General features: G+C 71.3%; 14 protein-coding genes. 8 read left to right on the plus strand and 6 right to left on the minus strand.

Annotated elements, in window-relative coordinates; translation table 11 throughout:
• Nucleotides 1-27: 27 nt before the first annotated feature.
• From ACIQNU_RS34970 to ACIQNU_RS35000, 7 genes are all read left to right on the plus strand, one after another.
• Nucleotides 28-1,890: an AMP-dependent synthetase/ligase gene (locus ACIQNU_RS34970; protein ID WP_401374042.1), complete on the plus strand. Its 1,863-nt coding sequence runs from the start codon at nucleotides 28-30 to the stop codon at nucleotides 1,888-1,890.
• 538 nt (nucleotides 1,891-2,428) lie between these two features.
• On the plus strand, nucleotides 2,429-2,644 hold the full coding sequence (locus ACIQNU_RS34975) for a type A2 lantipeptide (protein WP_401374044.1): 216 nt from the start codon (nucleotides 2,429-2,431) through the stop codon (nucleotides 2,642-2,644).
• A gap of 88 nt (nucleotides 2,645-2,732) precedes the next feature.
• Nucleotides 2,733-3,539, plus strand: a complete 807-nt coding sequence (locus ACIQNU_RS34980; RefSeq protein ID WP_401374045.1) for an HlyD family efflux transporter periplasmic adaptor subunit — start codon at nucleotides 2,733-2,735, stop codon at nucleotides 3,537-3,539.
• A complete protein-coding gene (locus tag ACIQNU_RS34985) occupies nucleotides 3,536-5,755 on the plus strand; it encodes an NHLP family bacteriocin export ABC transporter peptidase/permease/ATPase subunit (RefSeq protein WP_401374047.1) in 2,220 nt (739 codons plus the stop codon). The genes ACIQNU_RS34980 and ACIQNU_RS34985 overlap by 4 nt, the downstream gene beginning before the upstream one ends.
• A gap of 1 nt (nucleotide 5,756) precedes the next feature.
• Nucleotides 5,757-8,609: an NHLP bacteriocin export ABC transporter permease/ATPase subunit gene (locus ACIQNU_RS34990; RefSeq protein ID WP_401374048.1), complete on the plus strand. Its 2,853-nt coding sequence runs from the start codon at nucleotides 5,757-5,759 to the stop codon at nucleotides 8,607-8,609.
• 175 nt (nucleotides 8,610-8,784) lie between these two features.
• Nucleotides 8,785-10,260, plus strand: a complete 1,476-nt coding sequence (gene mptB / locus ACIQNU_RS34995) for a polyprenol phosphomannose-dependent alpha 1,6 mannosyltransferase MptB (RefSeq protein WP_401374050.1) — start codon at nucleotides 8,785-8,787, stop codon at nucleotides 10,258-10,260.
• The gene (locus ACIQNU_RS35000) at nucleotides 10,248-11,471 is read left to right on the plus strand and encodes a glycosyltransferase 87 family protein (RefSeq protein ID WP_401374051.1); all 1,224 of its coding nucleotides are present in this window, start codon (nucleotides 10,248-10,250) and stop codon (nucleotides 11,469-11,471) included. The genes mptB and ACIQNU_RS35000 overlap by 13 nt, the downstream gene beginning before the upstream one ends.
• On the opposite strand, the gene ACIQNU_RS35005 is transcribed toward ACIQNU_RS35000, so the two are convergent.
• The 5 genes from ACIQNU_RS35005 to ACIQNU_RS35025 form a co-directional block, all read right to left on the minus strand.
• The gene (locus tag ACIQNU_RS35005) at nucleotides 11,427-11,756 is read right to left on the minus strand and encodes a hypothetical protein (RefSeq protein WP_401374053.1); all 330 of its coding nucleotides are present in this window, start codon (nucleotides 11,754-11,756) and stop codon (nucleotides 11,427-11,429) included. The two genes, ACIQNU_RS35000 and ACIQNU_RS35005, sit on opposite strands and share 45 nt — an antisense overlap.
• Nucleotides 11,753-12,652 carry a carbohydrate ABC transporter permease gene (locus ACIQNU_RS35010; RefSeq protein WP_401374054.1) on the minus strand — a complete coding sequence of 300 codons (900 nt, stop codon included), beginning with the start codon at nucleotides 12,650-12,652 and terminating at the stop codon, nucleotides 11,753-11,755. The genes ACIQNU_RS35005 and ACIQNU_RS35010 overlap by 4 nt, the downstream gene beginning before the upstream one ends.
• On the minus strand, nucleotides 12,649-13,641 hold the full coding sequence (locus ACIQNU_RS35015; RefSeq protein ID WP_401374056.1) for a carbohydrate ABC transporter permease: 993 nt from the start codon (nucleotides 13,639-13,641) through the stop codon (nucleotides 12,649-12,651). The genes ACIQNU_RS35010 and ACIQNU_RS35015 overlap by 4 nt, the downstream gene beginning before the upstream one ends.
• Before the next feature lie 4 nt (nucleotides 13,642-13,645).
• Complete coding sequence (locus tag ACIQNU_RS35020) at nucleotides 13,646-14,923, minus strand: ABC transporter substrate-binding protein (protein WP_401374057.1); 1,278 nt, start codon at nucleotides 14,921-14,923, stop codon at nucleotides 13,646-13,648.
• Nucleotides 14,924-15,074: 151 nt separating this feature from the next.
• Entirely contained in the window at nucleotides 15,075-16,235 is a 1,161-nt protein-coding gene (locus tag ACIQNU_RS35025; RefSeq protein ID WP_401374059.1) for an ROK family protein, read from the minus strand.
• A 147-nt stretch (nucleotides 16,236-16,382) separates the two neighbouring features.
• Between ACIQNU_RS35025 and ACIQNU_RS35030 the strand changes: the two genes are divergently transcribed.
• Entirely contained in the window at nucleotides 16,383-18,437 is a 2,055-nt protein-coding gene (locus ACIQNU_RS35030) for an alpha-galactosidase (RefSeq protein ID WP_401374060.1), read from the plus strand.
• A gap of 28 nt (nucleotides 18,438-18,465) precedes the next feature.
• Here ACIQNU_RS35030 and ACIQNU_RS35035 read toward each other — a convergent pair whose 3' ends face one another.
• A complete protein-coding gene (locus tag ACIQNU_RS35035) occupies nucleotides 18,466-19,800 on the minus strand; it encodes a M1 family metallopeptidase (protein WP_401374063.1) in 1,335 nt (444 codons plus the stop codon).
• Nucleotides 19,801-19,807: the final 7 nt, after the last annotated feature.

Below are 19,807 nucleotides of genomic sequence, written 5' to 3' on the forward strand. Positions count from 1 at the left end.
GCATCGCAGTGGGGGAAGGGGGCCGTGGTGAGGGACATCAGCAACCCGCGCCTGGTGGAGCCGCTCGCTTCGGGAGGGCTCGCGGACTCCCTCTTCCAAACCGCCCTGGACACGCCTGACTTCGTGCAGGTGTCACGCCGCCGGGAAGGGCCGTCGGCGTCAGCATCGGCATCGGCATCGGCGGAGGAGTGGTTTCCGGTGACGGCGGCCGAGTTCCGGGACGAGGTGCTCGCGGTCGCCAAGGGCCTCCTCGCGAACGGCATCCGCTTCGGCGACCGCGTGGCCGTGATGTCCCGCACGCGGTACGAGTGGACGCTGTTCGCGTTCGCCGTGTGGACCGTCGGCGCCCGCATCGTGCCGGTGTACCCCACGTCGTCGGCGGACCAGGTGCGCTGGATCCTGCACGACACCCAGGTGTCGGCGGTCGTCGTGGAGAACGAGGACCATGCGATGACCGTCGGCGCCGTCTGCGACGGGCTGACCCTGCTGTCGCGGATATGGCAGATGGACGCCGGATGCGTGGGCCAGCTGATGGAGGAGGGCGAGGGAGTACCCGACCTCCTGGTGAGCCGGCACCGCTCCGCCGTACGCCCGCAGCAGATCGCCGCCATCGTCTACACCTCGGGCACCACGGGCCGCCACCCCCGGGGCTGTCTCCTCACCCACCGGAACCTCGCGCACGAGTGCGACACGCTCGTCACCGGCTGGCGCCCCGTCCTCACCGGCGCCGACGGCGACCGCTCCGTCCTCTCCTTCCTGCCGACCGCCCATGTGTACGGCCTGATGGTGGTCGTCGCCGCGATCCGCTGCGGTATCCGCCTCGGGCATCAGCCGGAGATGGCACCGGAGTCGCTGCTGCCCGCACTCGCGACGTTCCGCCCGTCCTGTGTGATCGCGGTGCCGTACATCTTCGAGCGGATCTTCCAGCAGGCCCGGAGAGCCGCCGAACTCTCCGGCAAACTCGCCCTGTTCGACAAGGCGACCTCGGTCGCGGTGCGGTACGCCGAGGCCGTCGAGCGCCGGCAGCGGGGCAAGGGCCCTGGTCCCGGCACGGCGCTGAAGATGCAGCACGCGCTGTACGACCACGCCGTCTACGCCCGAATCCGCGAAGTGCTCGGCGGCCGGGCGCGGTACGCGGTCTCGGGCGGTTCCACACTCCGGCGCCATCTGGGTCTGTTCTTCGCGGGCGCCGGTATCACGGTCTACGACGGGTACGGCCTGTCGGAGACCTCCGGCGGATGCACCGCGCAGCCCGTCGGCGCCGTCAAGTTCGGCACCGTCGGCAGACCGCTGCCCGGCAACTCGCTGCACATCGCGGGCGACGGCGAGATCTGGGTGCACGGCGACAATGTGTTCCTGGGCTATATGAACGACCCAGAGGCGACCCGGGCCGTGTTCCGCGCCGGCTGGTTCGCCACCGGCGACCTCGGCCACCTGGACGAGGAGGGCTACCTCGTCATCACCGGCCGCAAGAAGGACATCATCATCACCAGCGGCGGCAAGAGCGTGGCGCCGCTCGCCCTGGAGGAGGAGCTTCAGGACGACCCGCTGGTCTCGCAGTGCGTGGTCGTCGGCGACAACCAGCCGTACATCACCGCGCTGATCACCCTCGACCCGGAGGCCGTGGCGCACTGGCAGAAGCTCACCGGGCGGCCCCAGTCGCGCGTCGACGAGGTCGCCGACGACCGGGAGCTGCGGGCGCTGATCCAGCGGGCGGTGAGCCGCGCCAACTCGGGTGTGTCGCGCGCCGAGTCGATCCGTGCCTTCCGCATCCTGCCGCGTGAGTTCAGCCTCTCCAACGGTCTGCTGACGCCGTCCCTGAAGGTGCGGCGGCACGCGATCGTGTCGGCGTACGCGCGGGAGATCAAGGATCTGTACAAGCAGCGCTGAATCACGACACCGCACCGAATTGCGTGGTGAATCGGGCCGCATCGCACGGCCGCGCCGGGCTCATCCCACCCCAGAGAAAAGCACTCCGCAATGGGTGTGTCACGCCGCGTTCAAATTCAGGTCGGCCGCGAAATCCCTCCAGCGAATCTGCACATCGATTGCCCACGCCCGGCACGGAATCGCGCAAAGGTCCGGACCCCTTCTCCGGCCGTCGCGCCATTGGTGCGGGAGTGTCCTTTCTTCAAATCGGTCGCCGGCGCCGTACACCCCTCGCCGTCGTCAGATCCCGTGAAGAGGCGGGCACCAAGCCGTGGACGGTCCTGCACCGAAGCGGAAGGAGACGTACCGGAGGGCGGGGAACGGCGTGTGCGGGATTGGCAGGCCGGCGCGCGGCCGTGCTTGGATCCTCGGCATGCGGGAGTCACCCGAACGGGTTTTCCCGAATTCGTCCTGATGACGACCGCTGTACGCGGCGCGACATATTTCCCCGAGTCCGCCGTCACCGCTCAGGAATTTCCACACGAAGGGCACTCACATCATGAACTTCACTCCCCAGGTCGAGACCGCTGAAATCTCCGACAGCGACCTGGACAACGTGTCGGGCGGCCTGGTCGGCGGTGTCCTCACCACCGTGACCGCCACCGCCGACTCGGTCCTCCCGGTCTCGGACACCCTGGGCACCGTCACCGGCATCGCCGAGGGCGTCACCGGCCTGAACACGGCGCCGGTCGCGGGTCTGGTCGCCGGTCTCTGAGCCGAACCGTCGCGCAGTGAGTCCCGGAACCGCCCGGTTCCGGGACTCACGTCCTTAGCACACCGGGCATCAACAGGGGAAGCGAGCCGTGCAGTTCCGTCAGAAGGCCCTCGCCAAGCTGCGGTCCCCCGAGGAACTGGACCTGCCGGTACGGCTGGCCAGGCCGCAGGGCCGGCTCGTCCTCACCGTCACCGTCCTGGTGATGGCCGCCGCGTCGGTCTGGGCGGTGACCGGCACGGTCTCCACCACCCTGCGCGCACCCGGCGTCCTCACCCACGCGCAGGGCAGCTATGTCCTCCAGAGCCCTTACGCGGGCCAGGTCACCGATGTCCTCGCGCGGGAAGGCGTCCGGCTCGCGGCCGACGCGCCCCTGGTGAAGATCCGTACCGCGCAGGGCGACAAGGTCGTCCGGACGATCGCCGCGGGCCGGATCACCGGCATGGCCGTCGCGATCGGCGCCGTCGTCAGGACCGGCGCCGACGTCGCCACCGTCGAACGGGTCGAAAGCGCCGCCGACCCCCTCCTCGCGGTGCTGTACGTCCCGGCGGGCAGCGCCGCAACCGTCCCGGTGGGCGCCGCAGTCGACGTCACCGTCCAGTCGGTGCCCGCCAGTTCGTACGGCACCGTCAAGGGAACCGTGCAGGCGGTCGGCCGGAGCGCGCAGACACAGCGGCAGATCACCGCGTTCCTCGGGGACGGCGAGTTGAGCGACGAGTTCTCGCGGGGCGGTGCGCCCGTCGCGGTCCTGGTCCGGCTCGCGCCCGCGCCCGACACGAAGTCCGGCTACCGCTGGTCATCCCCGCAGGGTCCCCCGTACGCGCTCGACTCGATGGTCCGGGCCACCGGCGCGGTCCGGCTCGCCGAGCGGCGCCCGATCGATTGGCTGCTCCCTTGACCGCGTCGCGGGCCACCGCCGGTCCCCGCTCCCGCAGGGCGCCCAAGCCCCGTAGGACTCGTACCGCCAAGGCCGTACGGACCCCGACCGTGCTCCAGATGGAGGCCGTCGAGTGCGGTGCCGCGGCGCTGGCCATGGTCCTCGGGCACCACGGCCGGCATGTGCCCCTGGAGGAGCTGCGGATCGCCTGCGGCGTCTCGCGTGACGGGTCGCGGGCGGGCAATCTGCTGAAGGCGGCGCGGAGTTACGGGCTCCGGGCCAAGGGCATGCAGATGGACACGGCCGCGCTGGCGGCGCTGCCCGCGCCCGCGATCCTGTTCTGGGACTTCAACCACTACGTCGTCCACGACGGCATGGGGCGCCGCTTCGGGCGGCGCGGTGTGTACATCAACGACCCGGGCAAGGGCCGCCGTTTCGTGCCGATGGAGGACTTCGACACCAGCTTCACCGGGATCGTCCTGGTCTTCGAGCGGGGTGACGACTTCCGCAAGGGCGGGCGCAGGCCGGGCGTGCTCGGCGGTGTCCCCGGCCGGTTGAGCGGCACATCGGGCACCATGCCGGCCGCCGTCCTGGCGAGTCTGCTCCTGGTCGCGGTCGGCGCCGCGGTCCCGGCGCTCAGCCGCACCTATATCGACGAGTTCCTGATCGGTGGTCAGAGTTCGCTCCTCGGCGTGCTGTTCGCGGGGATGGCCGTGATGGTGCTGCTGACCGCCGTACTGACCTGGCTCCAGCAGGGCAATCTGCTGCGCGGCCGGCTCATCTCGTCCACGCTCACCAGCGCCCGGTTCCTGCGGCATCTGCTGCGCCTGCCGGTCACCTTCTTCGCCCAGCGCAGCCCGGCCGACCTGGTGCAGCGGTTGCAGTCCAACGACGCGGTCGCCGAGACCCTGGCCCGCGACCTCACGGCGGCCGGCGTGGACGCCGTCGTCGTGCTGCTCTACGCGGTGCTGCTGTGGACGTACGACCCGCAGCTCACCCTCGTCGGGGTCGCGGTCGCGCTGCTGAACGTGGCGGCGATGCGCTGGGCGGTACGGCTGCGGGCCACCCGTACGCAGAAGCTGCGGGCCGATGTGGCGCGGCTGACCAACACTTCCTACACCGGGCTCCAGTTGATCGAGACGATGAAGGCGACCGGCGGGGAGCACGGCTACTTCCGGCGGTGGGCGGGGCAGCACGCGGTGACCCTGGACGAGCAGCAGCGGCTCGGCGTGCCGACGGCGTGGCTGGGCGTGGTGGCGCCGACGCTGGCGACGCTGAACAGCGCGCTGATCCTGTGGATCGGCGGGCTGCGGGCGGTCGACGGGCAGATCTCGATCGGGCTGCTGGTCGCCTTCCAGGCGCTGGTGACCCGCTTCACCGCGCCGATCACGCGGCTCAACGGGGTCGCGGGCCGTATCCAGGACTTCGCGGCGGACGTGGCCCGGCTGAAGGACGTCGAGAACTTCCCCGCCGACTCGCTGTACGCGCGCCCCGGCGGCGCCGCGAGCACCCGCAGGCTGGCGGGCCATGTGGTGCTGGAGAACATCACGTTCGGCTACAGCCCGCTCGACAAGCCGCTACTCACCGGGTTCTCGCTGTCGGTGGGCCCGGGTCAGCAGGTCGCCCTCGTCGGTGGCTCGGGCAGCGGCAAGTCGACGGTGTCCCGGCTGATCTCGGGGCTCTACAGCCCGTGGGAGGGCACGATCCGTATCGACGGGCAGCGGATCGACGAGCTGTCGCGGGGCGCGCTTGCCGCTTCGGTGTCGTTCGTGGACCAGGACGTGTTCCTGTTCGAGGGGTCCGTACGGGACAACGTGGCGCTGTGGGATCCGTCGATCCCGGACGAGGCCGTGGTCGACGTGCTGCGGGACGCCGCGCTGTACGACGTGGTGGCGCGGCGGCCCGGCGGGATCCACAGCCGGGTCGAGCAGGACGGCCGTAACTTCTCCGGGGGCCAGCGCCAACGCCTGGAGATCGCACGGGCGTTGGTGCGGCGGCCGAGCGTGCTGGTCCTGGACGAGGTGACCAGCGCCCTGGACGCCGAGACGGAACAGGTCGTCATCGACAATCTGCGGCGGCGCGGCTGCGCCTGTGTGGTCATCGCGCACCGGCTGAGCACGGTCCGCGACAGCGACGAGATCGTGGTGCTCCGGCACGGCGTGGTCGTGGAGCGGGGCCGCCACGACGCTCTGCTCGCCGCCGGTGGCCCGTATGCCGAACTGGTCAGGGAGCGGTGACATGACCTCCGTACCCCCGCGACCCCAGCCCTTTGTCACCCCCGACGGCGGCGGCGCGGACGGTGGTGACCTGGTGCTCGGCGCCCTCGGCGGGCTCGGCACCCCCGTCGACTGCGCCGGTCTGCCGAGCCTGTCGCTGGAAGGGCCGTTGGTGCTGTGGCTGGTGCAGGAGGGCGCGATGGACCTGTTCGCGGTGGACGCGGCGGTGCGCGGCCACTGGCACTTCCTCGGCCGGCTCGAACCGGGCTCGCTGCTCCTCGGCCCGGTCGAGGGCCCCCAGCACACCCTCGTCGGCCGTCCGCTGCGGGGCTGTGTGCTGCGCCGGATTCCGCTGCGGGAGCTGTACCGGCCACCGGAGTACGGCATGGCGGCGCCGCCCATGACGAGCCCGCTGGAGTACGCGTTCGCGCTCGGCGTCGGCCGCACCCTCGGCATCCTCTTCGAGGCACCGCTCGGCGGACGCCCCGGTGAGCCGTCGACTGCGGCGGACGTGCTGTGGATGGAGGTGCCGCCCGGCAGCGTGGAGTACGGCGGCACGTACAGCGCCGACGCGGCGGCGGATCTCCTCGTCGACGGGGTGCTGTGGCAAGGCATGGTCGACCAGCAGCACCGTCTGCTCGCCGCCCTCGACCGGTGGATCGAGCAGCTCGAACGGGTCCACGAGGACCGGGCTGCGGCCGGGATCAAGGCGGGCGAGGCGGTCCGTGAGCGGGCCGACCGGACCCTGATCGACTCCATCGGACGGCCGCGCGGCGCCGGCGGCCGGCTGCCGCGCGGTGGTGAGCGGTCCCGTTCGGACGACGCCACCTATGCGGCGTGCCGGCTCGTCGGCGCGGCGGCCGGGATCCGGATCGTGGAGCCCGCGCGCGGCGGCGCCCTGGACGACCGCACCCCTCCGGTCGAGCAGGTCGCCGTCGCCTCGCGGGTCCGTACCCGCGTGGTTCGGCTCGACGGCCGCTGGTGGCGCGAGGACACCGGGCCACTGGTGGGCCACCGGGCGGCGAGCGCGAGCCCGGTCGCGCTGCTGTGGCGGCGCGGCGGGTACGAGGCCGTGCACCCGCTGTCCGGGCGGCGCACCCGGGTCGGTGAGGACAACGCCGACGAGTTCGAGCCACAGGCCCATCTGCTGTACCGGCCGCTGCCGGACCGGCGGCTCGGCCCGCTCGGGCTACTGCGGTTCAGTCTGCGCGGCACCGGCGCCGATGTGCGGCGGCTGGCGCTGAGCGGTCTGGTGACGGTCGCGTTCGGCGCGCTGGTCCCGATCGCGACGGGTCAGGTGCTCGGCTCGTTCGTCCCGGACGCGGAGCGCGGGCTCATCGCGCAGGTGTGTCTCGCGGTGATGGTCAGCGGTGTGGTGACGGCCGGGTTCCTGCTGTTGCAGAACCTCACGATCCTTCGGATGGAGGGCCGGATCGAGAGCACGCTGCAACCGGCCGTGTGGGACCGGCTGCTGCGGCTGCCCACGACGTTCTTCACGGACCGCTCGACGGGTGAGCTGGCCAGTGCCGCGATGGGTGTCAGCGCGATCCGGCGGCTGCTCAGCGGGGTCGGTCCAGTGGCGGTGCAGGCGGGCACCGTCGGCGCGATGAACCTGGTGCTGCTGTGCGTGTTCAGCGTGCCGCTCGCCCTCGCCGCGATCGGCATGCTGATCGTGATCGCCGGTGTGTTCCTCGGGCTCGGGCTGTGGCAGGTGCGGTGGCAGCGGCGGCTCGTCGTGCTCTCCAACAAGCTGAACAACCAGGCGTTCCAGACGCTGCGCGGGCTGCCGAAACTGCGGGTCGCGGCGGCCGAGAACTACGCGTACGCGGCGTGGGCCGGCGAGTTCGCGCGCAGCCGGGAACTCCAGCGGCGGGTCGGCCGGATCAAGAACGTGACGACCGTGCTCGGCGCGCTGTATCTGCCGGTCTGCTCGCTGCTGATGTTCATGCTGCTGGCGGGTCCGGCCCGGGGTTCGATGTCGGCCGGTGCCTTTCTGACCTTCCACACCGCGATGACGATGCTGCTGACGTCGGCGACGCAGCTCACCGGGGCGCTGGTGTCGGCCGCCGCCGCGCTGCCGATGTTCGAGGAGATCAAGCCGGTCCTCGACGCGGCGCCCGAGGTGAGCGAGGGCAGCACGCGGCCGGGTGTCCTGTCCGGCGCGGTCGCGGCCCGGTCGCTGTCCTTCCGGTACGCGGACGACGGTCCGCCGGTCCTGGACGACGTGTCGTTCGAGGTGCGGCCCGGCGAGTTCGTGGCGGTCGTCGGCCCCAGCGGCTGCGGGAAGTCGACGCTGCTGCGGCTGCTCATCGGCTTCGACCGGCCGCTCACGGGCAGCGTGCTGTACGACGGTCAGGATCTCGCGGCGCTCGACCAGGGTGCGGTGCGCCGGCAGTGCGGTGTGGTCCTCCAGCACGCGCAGCCGTTCACCGGGTCGATCCTCGACTGCATCTGCGGTACCGAGCCGTTCACGCAGGAGGAGGCGTGGGAGGCGGCGGAGATGGCGGGGCTCGCGGACGACATCCGGCTGATGCCGATGGGTCTGCACACCATCGTCTCGGGTGGCGGCGCGATCTCCGGCGGGCAGCGTCAGCGGCTGATGATCGCCCAGGCGCTGATCCGGCGTCCGCGCATCCTCTACTTCGACGAGGCGACCAGCGCCCTCGACAACGAGGCGCAGCGCACGGTCATCGAGAGCACGAGGGCGCTGAAGGCGACGCGGATCGTCATCGCGCACCGGCTGTCCACGGTGATGGACGCGGACCGGGTGATCGTGATGGACGAGGGACGCGTCATGGAACAGGGCCCGCCGGCGGAACTGCTCGCGAATCCGGGCGGGCGGCTGCGGGAACTGGTGCGGCGCCAACTCGCTTAGGGCTTGCCCCGTCGGGCCTCGCGCAGGGCTTTCCGTCAGGGCTCGCACAGGGCCTGCCGTCGGGGCTCGCAGGGTCTGCCGTCCGGCGGGACTTCACGCGCCGGACACACTCCGGTATGCCTCCGGTGACACCTTCTTCGCCTCCCCGCCAGAGGCGCTTGGAAGGCTTCGGCGGATGCTGGCCTTGGCTTTCACCGGTTCGCCCGGTTCCTCCGCACCCTCCGTGGACGTACGCCGCTGTCAACTGCTCGGGCTGATCGGCTCGACGGTGCTGTCGGCGGGCGGTGCGACGGCGGGTGCCCTGCCGCTGCGGGACACCTTCGACCCCGCGTCCGGGCACGCGAGCCTCGGTCTGGTCTGCGCCTACTTCGGTCTGGTCCTGCTGATCACGGCCTGGTGGCGGATGGGCCGCGCGGTGCGAGGTCCGCAGCCGCCCTCGCAGCGGTCGTTGCTGCTGACCCTGGCGATCTGGGCCTCTCCCCTGCTCATCGCGCCGCCCCTGTTCAGCCGGGACGTGTACAGCTATCTCGCGCAGGGCGCGATGGCCGACGCGCACATGGACGTGTACACGTACGGGCCCGCCCAGCTCGGCGGTCCCTTCGCCTCCGAGGTGGCCCCGCTGTGGCAGCACACGCCGGCGCCGTACGGGCCGGTCGCGGTGGGCCTCGCCGCCGCGATAGCGAAGGTGTCGAGTTCGCAGTTGTCGGCCGGTCTGTTCGGGATGCGGCTGGTCGCGCTGCTCGGCGTGGCCCTGATGGTGGCGGCGCTGCCCGCGCTCGCCCGCCGCTGCGGTACGGATCCCCGGGCCGCCGTCTGGCTCGGCGCGCTCAACCCGCTGCTCCTGCTGCACCTGGTGGCCGGTGCCCACAACGACGCCGTGATGCTCGGGCTGCTCGGTGTCGGCCTGGTGGCGGTGATGGGCGGCCGGCCACTGCCGGGCGCGGTACTCGTCACGCTGGCCGCGCTGGTGAAGGCGCCCGCCGCGCTGGGGCTCGTCGCGGTCGCGGTGCTGTGGGCGGGGCATCTCACGGGCCGGTACCGGTGGTGGCGCGCGGGCGCGGCCACCCTCGCGGTGGGGCTCGCCACGACGGCCGCCGCCACCGCCGTCACCGGCACCGGATACGGCTGGCTCACCGCCCTGGGCACCCCCGCGTCCCCGGACAACTGGTCCCTGACGAGCGTCCTCGGGCGGCTCGCCGGGTCCCTCCTGGAGGGCGCGGGCAGTGAACTCGCGCCGCTCGCGCTGCCCGCGTTCCGGCTGCTCGGCCTGTGCGCCACCGGGGTCGCGGTGCTCCTGATCTGGCTACGGCGGCCCCGTACCGTACCCGTGCACGCGCTCGGGCTGAGTCTGCTCGCGGTGGCCTTCCTGGGCCCGGCGACCCGGCCCTGGTATCTGCTGTGGGGGCTGTTCCTGGTCGCCGCGGCGACACCCGACAGTCCGGTACGGCGGGTGGTCGCGGGTGGCTGCGCGGTCCTGGCGCTGATGGTGCTGCCGAGTGGATTCGCGCCCGATCAGGCGCAGTTGGTGCTCGCGGTGACGGGTGGGGTACTGGCGGCCCTGGCGCTGCTCCAGGCCCGGTTGACACCGTCCTTCCCGTCATCGGCCTCGACGCTGCACCCCGCCGGAACCCTGTCGGCGTGGCTCCGGTGACGCGGCTCACGGTGGGGCGCACGACCGGCGGCCGGATCGCGCTCGCGGTACTCGCTGTCGTGGCGACGTCGGTCTTCCTGGTGACGGTGCCGCTGTTCCGCGAGTGGTTCGACCTGGCCGTGTACGACGGCGCGGTGGAGCACTGGGTCCATGACGGAGGCCGGCTCTACGACTTCGTGGTCCCCGGCACGCACTACGGGTTCACGTATCCGCCGTTCGCGGCGGTGTGCATGCTGCCGATGGCATGGATCGGCTGGCCGCTGGCGGTGACGATCAGTGCGGTGCTGAACGTGGTGGCGTCGGCGGCCGTCCTGTACTGGCTGGTGTGGCCGGTGATCCGGCGGCAGCCCTGGTGCGGTTGGTTCGCGGTGGTACTCGCGGTGTGTCTCTTCGCGCTCCTCGAACCGGTCCACGACACCTTCACCTTCGGTCAGGTCAATCTGATCCTGCTGGCCCTGGTCCTCGCGGACATCCGGCTGCTGTCGACACGGTTCGCCCGGTACGCGGGTATCGGCATCGGCATCGCGGCGGCCGTCAAGCTGACACCGGTCGTCTTCATCGGCTACCTCCTGGTGACCCGGCGGCACCGCGCGGCGATCGTCGCGGCGTCGGTGGCGGTCGGCGGCACGGTGATCGCCGCGCTGGCCGACCCGGCGGCGTCCCGCTACTACTGGACGAAGGCCCTGTGGGACACGACCCGCGTGGGCGACCTGACCTATGTGTCGAACCAGTCGTGGCAAGGCGTGGTGGCCCGCTACTTCGACCCGTCCCATCCGAGCCGGGCGGTGTGGGCGGTGGGGGTCGTGGTGCTGCTGGCCGTCTGGGCACGGCGCGTACGGGCCGCTCCGCGCGACGACACGACGGGCGTCGCGTTGACCGGTCTCCTCGCCTGCCTGATCAGCCCGATCACATGGGTGCACCACTTGGTGTGGGCGGTCCCGGCGCTGACGGCACTGGCGGCGGCGGGCCTGCGGCAGCCGCGCCGCCGTGGCCTGTTGCTGGCAGCGGCGGGCGCCCATGTCCTCCTGAGCAGCAGCCTGGTATGGCTGTGGCGCTTCGACTTCGCGGGGGTGACGGGCTTCCTGGGGAGCAATGCGTACGTATGGCTGTGCGCGGCCCTGCTCCTGTTCCTCCCCCTCAAGGAAAGCCGCGGCGGGGTACGTGTCTCAGGAGCGCAGCCCGTCCAACTCCGAGCCGATCGCGTGGCGTAGACCGTCGTGGCGGGGACCGAGCAGGGAACGCTCCTCGGTCCACCGCGCACGCGGGTACAGCGCCTCGCCGAGCCGATCCATGTCCGACAGGAACGCCGGCCGCTTCGCCTTCGGCAACTCCGACAGCCGCCCGACGCCCGGCTCGTCCACGAGGAGCACGGAGTATCCGGGCAGGAACTGCACATCCCCGATCACCGCGAACCCCGCCGCCAACCGCCGCATCACGGTGGGGTTCTCGCCCCTCAGCGCGGCCCCGATCCGATCTCTCCGCCAGTCGTCGGTCACGACTTCAGCCCCGATGCCGTGATGCCCTCCACGATGTAGCGCTGGGCCACCAGGAACATCACGACCAGCGGGAAGATTGCGACCACCGTTCCCGCGAAGAGGACCGGGAGGTTGATGGTCTGGGAGGTGAGGAAGGACGAGAGGGCGACCTGTGCGGTCCACTTCGACGGGTCCTGGCCGATCATCAGGGGCCAGAGGAAGGAGTTCCACGCCTCGATGAAGGCGAGGGCTCCCAGGGACGCCATCATGGTGGCCGAGTTGGGGAGGATGAGGCGCCAGTAGACGCCCAGGTGGGTCAGGCCGTCCACGCGGCCCGCCTCCTCGATCTCGGCGGGGAAACCCAGGTAGAAGCTGCGGAAGAGGATCACCGCGAAAGCGTTGAACAGGCCCGGCACGATCAGACCCCACAGGGTGTTCACACCGCCGAAGGAGCCGACGACCACGAACATCGGCAGGAAGGTCACGGCGTGCGGAATCATCAGCGTGCCGACGACCATCCCGAGGACGAGCCCCCGCCCTCGTACGTCGATACGGGCCAGCGCGTACCCCGCCATCGACGCGAACAGGGTCGACACGGGCGCCGTGATCGCCGCGATCAGCAAGGAGTTGCCGAGCGAGCGGGCGAAGGGCCGCTCGGTGTCGGAGAACAGATCGCGGAAGTTGGACAGGTTCAGGCTGCCGGGCAGCCACTTCCAGTCGGGGGACGTGACCTCGGCGGTGGTCATGAAGGAGTTGCGGAGAAGGATGTAGAAGGGGGCCAGGAAGACCACCGCCAGCGCGCACAGGACCACGTACTTGACCACCGCGCCCACCACCGGCCCGCGCGGACCCCGCCGCCCCCGCACCGGAGCCGTCTCCGCCGCCACCGCCCGCTCCTGAGTCGTCACCGCGCTCATACGGCCCCCTCCTCGGCCTTGTTCCGCCCGAAGCCGAGGACCCGGCTCTGCACCACCGTGACCAGCACGATGATGAGGGTGATCAGGAAGGCACCGGCGGAACCGACGCCGTAGTCCTGGTCGTTGAGGGCGATCTCGTACAGGGAGATCAGCGGGGTACGGACGGGTTCACTGCCGAGCGTGGCTCCGGTGGCGAAGATGTTGTAGAACTCGTCGAACGCCTGGAGCGCGGCGATCATCATCAGCAGCAGGATCGCCACCGACGTGTTGCGGAGCATCGGCAGGGTGATGTGCCGGAACGTCTGCCAGGCGCCCGCGCCGTCCAGCGCGGCGGCCTCGTAGAGCTGCCGTGGTACGGCCTGGAGCCCGGCGAGGAAGAGGATCATGTAGAGGCCGACCTGGAGCCAAAGCCTCAGGGTGATGAGGACGATCCAGTACAGCGGCGGGTCCGTGGTCTGGATCCACGGGGTCGCCTCGTCGCCGAAGAGCGCGGTGAGTGTGTTGGCGACCCCCGACGGCACCCCGCTGAACAGCGACATCTTCCACAGCAGCGAGGCCGCGACGTACGACACGGCGGCGGGCAGCAGGAAGGTCGTACGGAAGAACGCGCGGCCCCTGCCGACCCGGTTGACGAGCACCGCGAGGCCCAGCGACAGCGCGAAGGTCACCGGCACGATGAACGCCGTGAACAGCACGATCGTGGTGAGCGAGCCACGGAACCGCTCGTCCTCCAGGAGGAAGCGGTAGTTGTCGAGACCGACCCAGTCGCCGAGCTGGATGGTGCGGCGGGCGTCGCTGAAGCTGAGCAGGAACGACCAGCCGATGGCGACGTACCGGAACAGCAGCAGCCCGATCACCATCGGCGCGGTCAGGACGACGAACGCCAGGACGGCGGACCGGCGTTGCGCGCCCCACGCCTTCGGCCGGCGGGGAGCCGCCGCGCTCCGGGGCACGGTCGCCGGCTCGCGGGTCTTGAGCGGTACGGACATGGGCTCAGCCCAGCGACTTGTTGAGGGCGGCCTGGGACTTGTCCGCCGCGTCGCCGAGCGCCTTCGCCGGGTCGGCGTTCTCGCGGACGACCTTGGTGGTCGCGGCGACGAGATCGACGCCCATCGACTGGCTCCACGTGATCGGGAAGGTCTTGCTGTACTGCTGCGAGATGGTGACCGCGTCCTTCGCGGGCCCGCTCGCCAGCGCCTCCGTGTCGGCGGCCACACTGCGGCGCGGCGGCACATGGAAGCCGTACTTGACGGCCCAGTCCGTCTGGAGCGCGGCCTTCTTGATCCACAGCCACTGCACGAACTTCTTCGCCTCGTCGAGCTGCTTCGACTTGGCGTTGACGAGTTCCGTCCAGCCGCCGAGCCGTGCGACGGGCCTGCCGCCCGCCTTGAACGCGGGCCACGGCACCACACCGAAGTCGTCGCCGAGCGCCTTCTCGATCCCGGGCAGCGCCCAGAGGCCGCACCACTGCATGGCGGCGGCGTTCTGGCTGATCGCGCCGGGGTCGTACCAGTCGGTGGTGAAGCCGAGCAGCAGCGACTTGTCCTGGTGCAGTCGGCGCAGCCCGCCGATCGCCTCGGCACCGGCGGCGGACGCGTAGGTGACCTTGTCGCCCTCGATCAGCTCGCCGCCGTTGGACCACAGCAGCAGGTAGGGCGCGTCGCCGAGGCCGTCGTTGCCGACGAACAGGCCCTTCATGTCCTTCGTGGTGAGGGATTTGGCGGCCGTCGCGAGGGCGTCGAAGGTCTGCGGGGGTTCTATGCCCGCCTTCTCCAGGACGCTCTTGCGGTAGTAGAGGGTCATCACGTCGTCGATCATCTTGACGCCGTAGAGCTTGCCGTCGACGGTGACGTACTCGATGTCGGCCGGGTTGAAGTCGGACTTGGCGTCGCCGTAGATGTCGTCCAGGGGCGCCAACTGGCCCTTCTTCACCATGTCGTAGCGGAAGTCGCCGATCTCGAAGATGTCGGGTCCTTCGTCACCGAGCATCGCGGCGTTCAGCTTGGCCTCGTACTGCGAGGTGTCGGCGGCCCAGACCACCTGCACCGCGATGTCCGGGTTCTCCTTGGTGTACTCGGCGGCATACCGCTTGGCGGCGTCCTGCGTGCCCGCCTCGCCGTACTGGTGGTACCACTGTGTGAGCGTGACCTTGGCCTTGCCGCCCGCCGATCCCGACCCGCCCTGCGGATCGGTGGAACAGGCCACGGCGGTACCGGCGACGAAGAGCATCGACATGCCTAGGAAGCCGCGCCGGCTGGGGTGCGTGTTCATTAGGGGATGTCCTCTCGGGCTGTGTCTCGTCAGCGTGCTCGAACGGGTCGTGCGCTTCGTGAACGGTCGTGCGCTTCGTGAACGGGTCGTGCGCTTCGTGCTCCTGGTGCGGGGCTGGTGCGGGGTGGTATGGAGTGGTGTCCGGTCGACGTCAGGTGGCGAACAGGCGCTGTATGCTCACGGCCGCCGCGCCCCGCGCCCACTCCTCGAACGGCAGCGGACGCACCACCAGCGGACAGGCCGACGCGGCGCCGAACACCTGCGCCCCGAACGCCGCGCGGAGGTGTTCCTCGAAGAGGTCGTACGCGGCGACGCCCTCGCCGGAGACCACGACCCGCTCGGGCCCCGTGAGGTTGACCAGGGCGGCGATGCCGAGCCCGATGGCGTGGCCGGCCTCGGCGAACACCGCGCGCAGGGCGGGGTCGTGGGCGTGGGCGCGGTCCACCGCACCGGCCATGTCGAGCGCGGGTTCGCCGGTGACGGCGCGTGCCTTGGCGACGATGGCGCGCTCGGACGCGATGGCCTCGACGCAGCCCCGGCCCCCGCAGTGGCAGTCGGGCCCGTTCCGGTCGACCGGGATGTGGCCCAGCTCGCCCGCGACACCGTAACCGCCCGCGACCAGACGGCCGTTGACGACGAGGCCGCAGCCGATGCCCGCGCCGACGGTGGCCAGTGCGAAGTTGTCGGCGCCGACGCCTTCGCCGAACCAGTGCTCGGCGACGGTGAGGGCCTTGACGTCGTTCTCGACGGTGACGGTGAGTCCCGTGGCGCGCTGCACGAGGGCGCCGAGGTCGATATCGCGCCAGCCCAGAAACGGCGTATAGCGGACGGTTCCGGTCGAACTGTCGACGTCGCCGGAGATCGACAGGCCCAGACACTGGGTGCGGTCCGCGTAGCCGACGAGCATCTCCCGGGCGAGCCCGGCGATGGCCGAGACGACGTGCGCGACGTCGGCGGGGCGCTCGATGGGCTGGCGGGCGGCGGTGCGGATACCGGCCCGCAAGTCGGTCACGACACCGATCAGTTCGGTCCCGGTGACCTTGATCCCGGCGAAGAACTCCCGCTCGGGCCGGATCATCAGGGGGTGCGCGGGGCGTCCCGCGCCCACGGCGGTGCGCTCCTCCTGCGGCACCTCCTCCAGGTATCCGGCCTCCAGGATCGGCTTGACGGCCTTGGTGACGGCGGCCGGGGAGAGCCCGGTGAGCCGCGCCAGCTCAGGGCGGGAGAGCGGGCCTCGGGTGAGGACGGTCGTGAAGACTGCGCCGGCTGCCGGTGTCGCGTTGACGCCGGGCCGCCTCGGGGTCGGCAACATGGCGGAAACGTAGGCCCAATAATTTCCTGCGTCAATATTTAAATTCACCCCGGTTCGGTCGTACGCTCGGCGCGGCACCCTCACCCGGTCGCCGCACGGCGCCGGTCACCACGGTGCCCGACGCCCTCACACCCCCAAGGAGCTTGTGTGCCCGCGGTGACCTTCGACGCGCCCTCCCGCACCTATCTGCTCACCACCCCCACCACCGCCTACGCGCTGCGCATCGACGAGGACGACACCCCGCGCACGCTGCACTGGGGCCCCCGGATCACCCTCGCGCAGGCCGCGTCGCTGCCGCTCAGCACGGGCGAGAGCAGCAGTTTCGCCTCACGCGGCGGCGAGGAGCTGGGCGTCGAGGGCGGCGCCCGGTTCGGCGTGCCGTCGCTGCAACTGCGGTACGCGGACGGGACGGGCGGCACCGAGTGGCGCCATCTCGGCCACGGCGTCGGTGACGGCACCCTGGACATCCGGCTCGCCGACCGGCACTACCCCGTCGAAGTCACCCTGCACTACCGGGTGTTCGACGACAGCGAGGTGATCGAGCGCCGCGTGACCGTACGCCACACCGGCACGGGTGGGCCCGTGGAGCTGCTGCGCGCCGACTCGGCGGCCTGGACCCTGCCGCAGCGCGCCGGCTACCGCCTCAGCCACGCGGTGGGCCAATGGTGCGGGGAGACCCAGTTGCGCAGGGTCGAGGCGCCGGTCGCCGAGACGGTGTTCACCAGCAGGCGCGGGGTGTCCAGCCATCACGCCAACCCCTGGCTGATGGCCGACGCGGGCGACGCCGACGAGACGCACGGCGAGGTGTGGTCCACCGCCCTTTCCTGGAGCGGGAGTTGGCGGATCACGGCGCAGCGGACCCCGGACGGGTTCCTGAGCTGGACGGGCGGCGCCGGGCACGAGGGCACCCGGGTCACCCTGCGGTCGGGCGAGACCTGGCGGACCCCGGCGTTCTCCGGGGTGTACTCACCGGACGGCTTCGGCGGGGTGAGCCGGGCCTGGCACGCGCACATCGCGGCCCATGTCCTGCCCCTGCCCGACGAGGTGCGGCCCGTCGTCTACAACTCCTGGGAGGCCACCGGCTGGGACCTCACCGAACAGGGGCAGTTCGGGCTCGCGCGGGCCGCCGCCGACCTCGGTGTGGAGCTGTTCGTCATGGACGACGGCTGGTTCGGGTCCCGTACCAGCGACCGCGCGGGGCTCGGCGACTGGCGGCCCAACCCGGCACGGTTCCCCGAGGGTCTCGCTCCGCTGGCCGACGAGGTGCACCGGCTCGGGATGCGGTTCGGGCTCTGGGTGGAGCCCGAGATGGTGAACCCGGACAGCGATCTGTACCGCGAACACCCCGACTGGGTCCTGCACATGCCGCACCGCACCCGTACCCTCCTGCGCCACCAACTGGTCCTCAACTTCGCCCGTGAGGACGTCGCCGACTGGGCGCACAAGTGGCTCGACCGGCTGCTGACCGAGCACGAGATCGACTTCCTGAAGTGGGACATGAACCGGGCGTTCACGGAAGCGGGCCGGCCGGGCCACCCGGACCCGGACCGGCTCTGGCACGACCATGTGCACGCCGTGTACGGGCTGATGGACCGGTTGCGCGCCGATCATCCCGGGCTGCGGATCGAGGCGTGCGCGGGCGGCGGCGGCCGGGCGGACCTCGGCATGATGGCCCGCAGCGACCAGATCTGGATCTCCGACAACACCGACGCCGTGGACCGGCTGGCGATCCAGCACGGCTACAGCCAGCTCTATCCGGCGCGCACGATGTCCGCGTGGGTCACCGACAGCCCCAACACCAACACCGCCAGGACCGCGCCCCTGCGGTTCCGCTTCCACTCGGCGATGGCGGGGGTGCTCGGTCTCGGCGGCGATCTGCTGCGCTGGTCCCCGTCCGAGCGCGCCGAGGCACGCGGGCTGGTCGCCCGGTACAAGGAGATCCGCCCGGTGGTGCAGTTCGGCGCCCAGTACCGGCACCCGGAAGCCGTGCAGTACGCCACGGAGGACGAGCACGTCGTGATCGCCTGGGGCGCGCCCCGGCGGCTGCGACTGGCGGCCGTCGACACGGCGGCCCGCTACCGGGACGACGTGAGCGGCACGGTGTACGACGGGGCGGTGCTGCGCGGCACGGGGCTGCCGCTCGATCTGCCGGCGGGGGATCTGCCGAGCATGCTGGTACGGCTGGAGCGCATCGCTGACTGACGTATGACAGAAGGGAATTGACGGAGCGTCAGCGGGTCGGAGGCACCGGGAGCGGTGGCAGCGCCGTCTCGTGGACCCATGTCCTGAACAGGTCGTCCAGCGGCCCGTCCGCGTACCGCGCGGCGTGTGCGGTGAAGGCTGCCGTGGTCACCGATCCGCCCCGGTGCACCTTCGCCCAGTCGCGCAGCATCCGGAAGAACGCGGGGTCGCCGAGTGCGGCCCGCAGGGCGTGCAGGACGAGGCCGCCGCGTTCGTAGAGCCGGTCGTCGAACATCAGCTTGCGGCCCGGGTCGGCGAGCCGGAGGTCGCGGGGCAGTGCGCCGAGCATCCGGTAGGCGACGGCGGCCAGTTCGTGTGCGGTGCGTCCGCCGGAGCGCTCGGACCACAGCCACTCGGCGTACTTCGCGAAGCCCTCGTTGAGCCAGATGTGCCGCCAGTCGGCGATGCTGACGCTGTTGCCGAACCACTGGTGCGCCAGCTCGTGGGCGACCAGCCGCTCCGAACTCCGCGCCCCGTCGACATGGTTGGTGCCGAACTGCGAGAGCCCCTGCGCCTCGACGGGGACGTCCAGCTCCTCGTCGGCGACGACGACCGCGTACTCGCCGAACGGATAGGGCCCGAACAGCTCCTGGAAGAGGTCCATCATCGCGGGCTGCCGGGCGAAGTCGCGGGAGAACTCGGTGAGCAGGTGGGCGGGCAGATACGCGGTCTGCGGGACACCGCCGGGCCCGGGGTCGCCGAGCAGCACGGTCTGGTACCTGCCGATGGACAGGCCCACCAGATAGCTGGAGGTCGGCGCGGACTGCTCGTACAGCCAGGTGGTGGTGGAGGCCTTGGTGGTGCGGGTGAGCAGCCGGCCGCCGGTGACGACCGTGTACGGGGACGGTGTGGTGACGGCGATCTGGTACGCGGCCTTGTCGGCGGGCCGGTCGTTGCACGGGTACCAGGAGGGTGCGCCGGTGGGCTGGCTGGCGACCAGGGCGCCGTCCGTCAGCTCCTCCCAGCCGACCTCGCCGAAGGGGCTGCGGACCGGTGCCGGGTTGCCCGACCAGTGCACCTCGACGGTGAAGGCGGCACCGGCGCGCAGGGGCTTCGCGGGCCGGACCCGGAGCCGGCCGCCCCGGTGGGTGTAGTGCGGCGCCCGCCCGTCCACGCGGATCCGGCTGATCCGGAAGTCGGCGAGGTTGAGCTGGAACTCGGTGAGCGGGGCGCGCCCGACTATCGCGCCGAGGCGTGCGGTGCCCGCGAGACGGTTGGGACCCGGCCGGTAGTCCAGACCGAGTTCGTAGCGGTGCACCCGGTAGCGGGCGTCGCCGTTGGCCGGGAAGTACGGGTCCGCTTCCTGGGTCCGCTGACCACTCACTGCTGTG

The sequence above is a fragment of the Streptomyces sp. NPDC091292 genome (assembly GCF_044757265.1).
Taxonomy (GTDB): domain Bacteria; phylum Actinomycetota; class Actinomycetes; order Streptomycetales; family Streptomycetaceae; genus Streptomyces.

What these genes read in the sequence shown, in the direction of transcription:
- ACIQNU_RS34975 (WP_401374044.1), top strand. Translation starts at nt 2,429, where the DNA reads ATGAACTTCACTCCCCAGGTCGAGACCGCTGAAATCTCCGACAGCGAC.
- ACIQNU_RS35015 (WP_401374056.1), bottom strand. Translation starts at nt 13,641, where the DNA reads ATGTCCGTACCGCTCAAGACCCGCGAGCCGGCGACCGTGCCCCGGAGC.
- ACIQNU_RS35010 (WP_401374054.1), bottom strand. Translation starts at nt 12,652, where the DNA reads ATGAGCGCGGTGACGACTCAGGAGCGGGCGGTGGCGGCGGAGACGGCT.
- ACIQNU_RS35025 (WP_401374059.1), bottom strand. Translation starts at nt 16,235, where the DNA reads ATGTTGCCGACCCCGAGGCGGCCCGGCGTCAACGCGACACCGGCAGCC.
- mptB (WP_401374050.1), top strand. Translation starts at nt 8,785, where the DNA reads ATGCTGGCCTTGGCTTTCACCGGTTCGCCCGGTTCCTCCGCACCCTCC.
- ACIQNU_RS34990 (WP_401374048.1), top strand. Translation starts at nt 5,757, where the DNA reads ATGACCTCCGTACCCCCGCGACCCCAGCCCTTTGTCACCCCCGACGGC.
- ACIQNU_RS35020 (WP_401374057.1), bottom strand. Translation starts at nt 14,923, where the DNA reads ATGAACACGCACCCCAGCCGGCGCGGCTTCCTAGGCATGTCGATGCTC.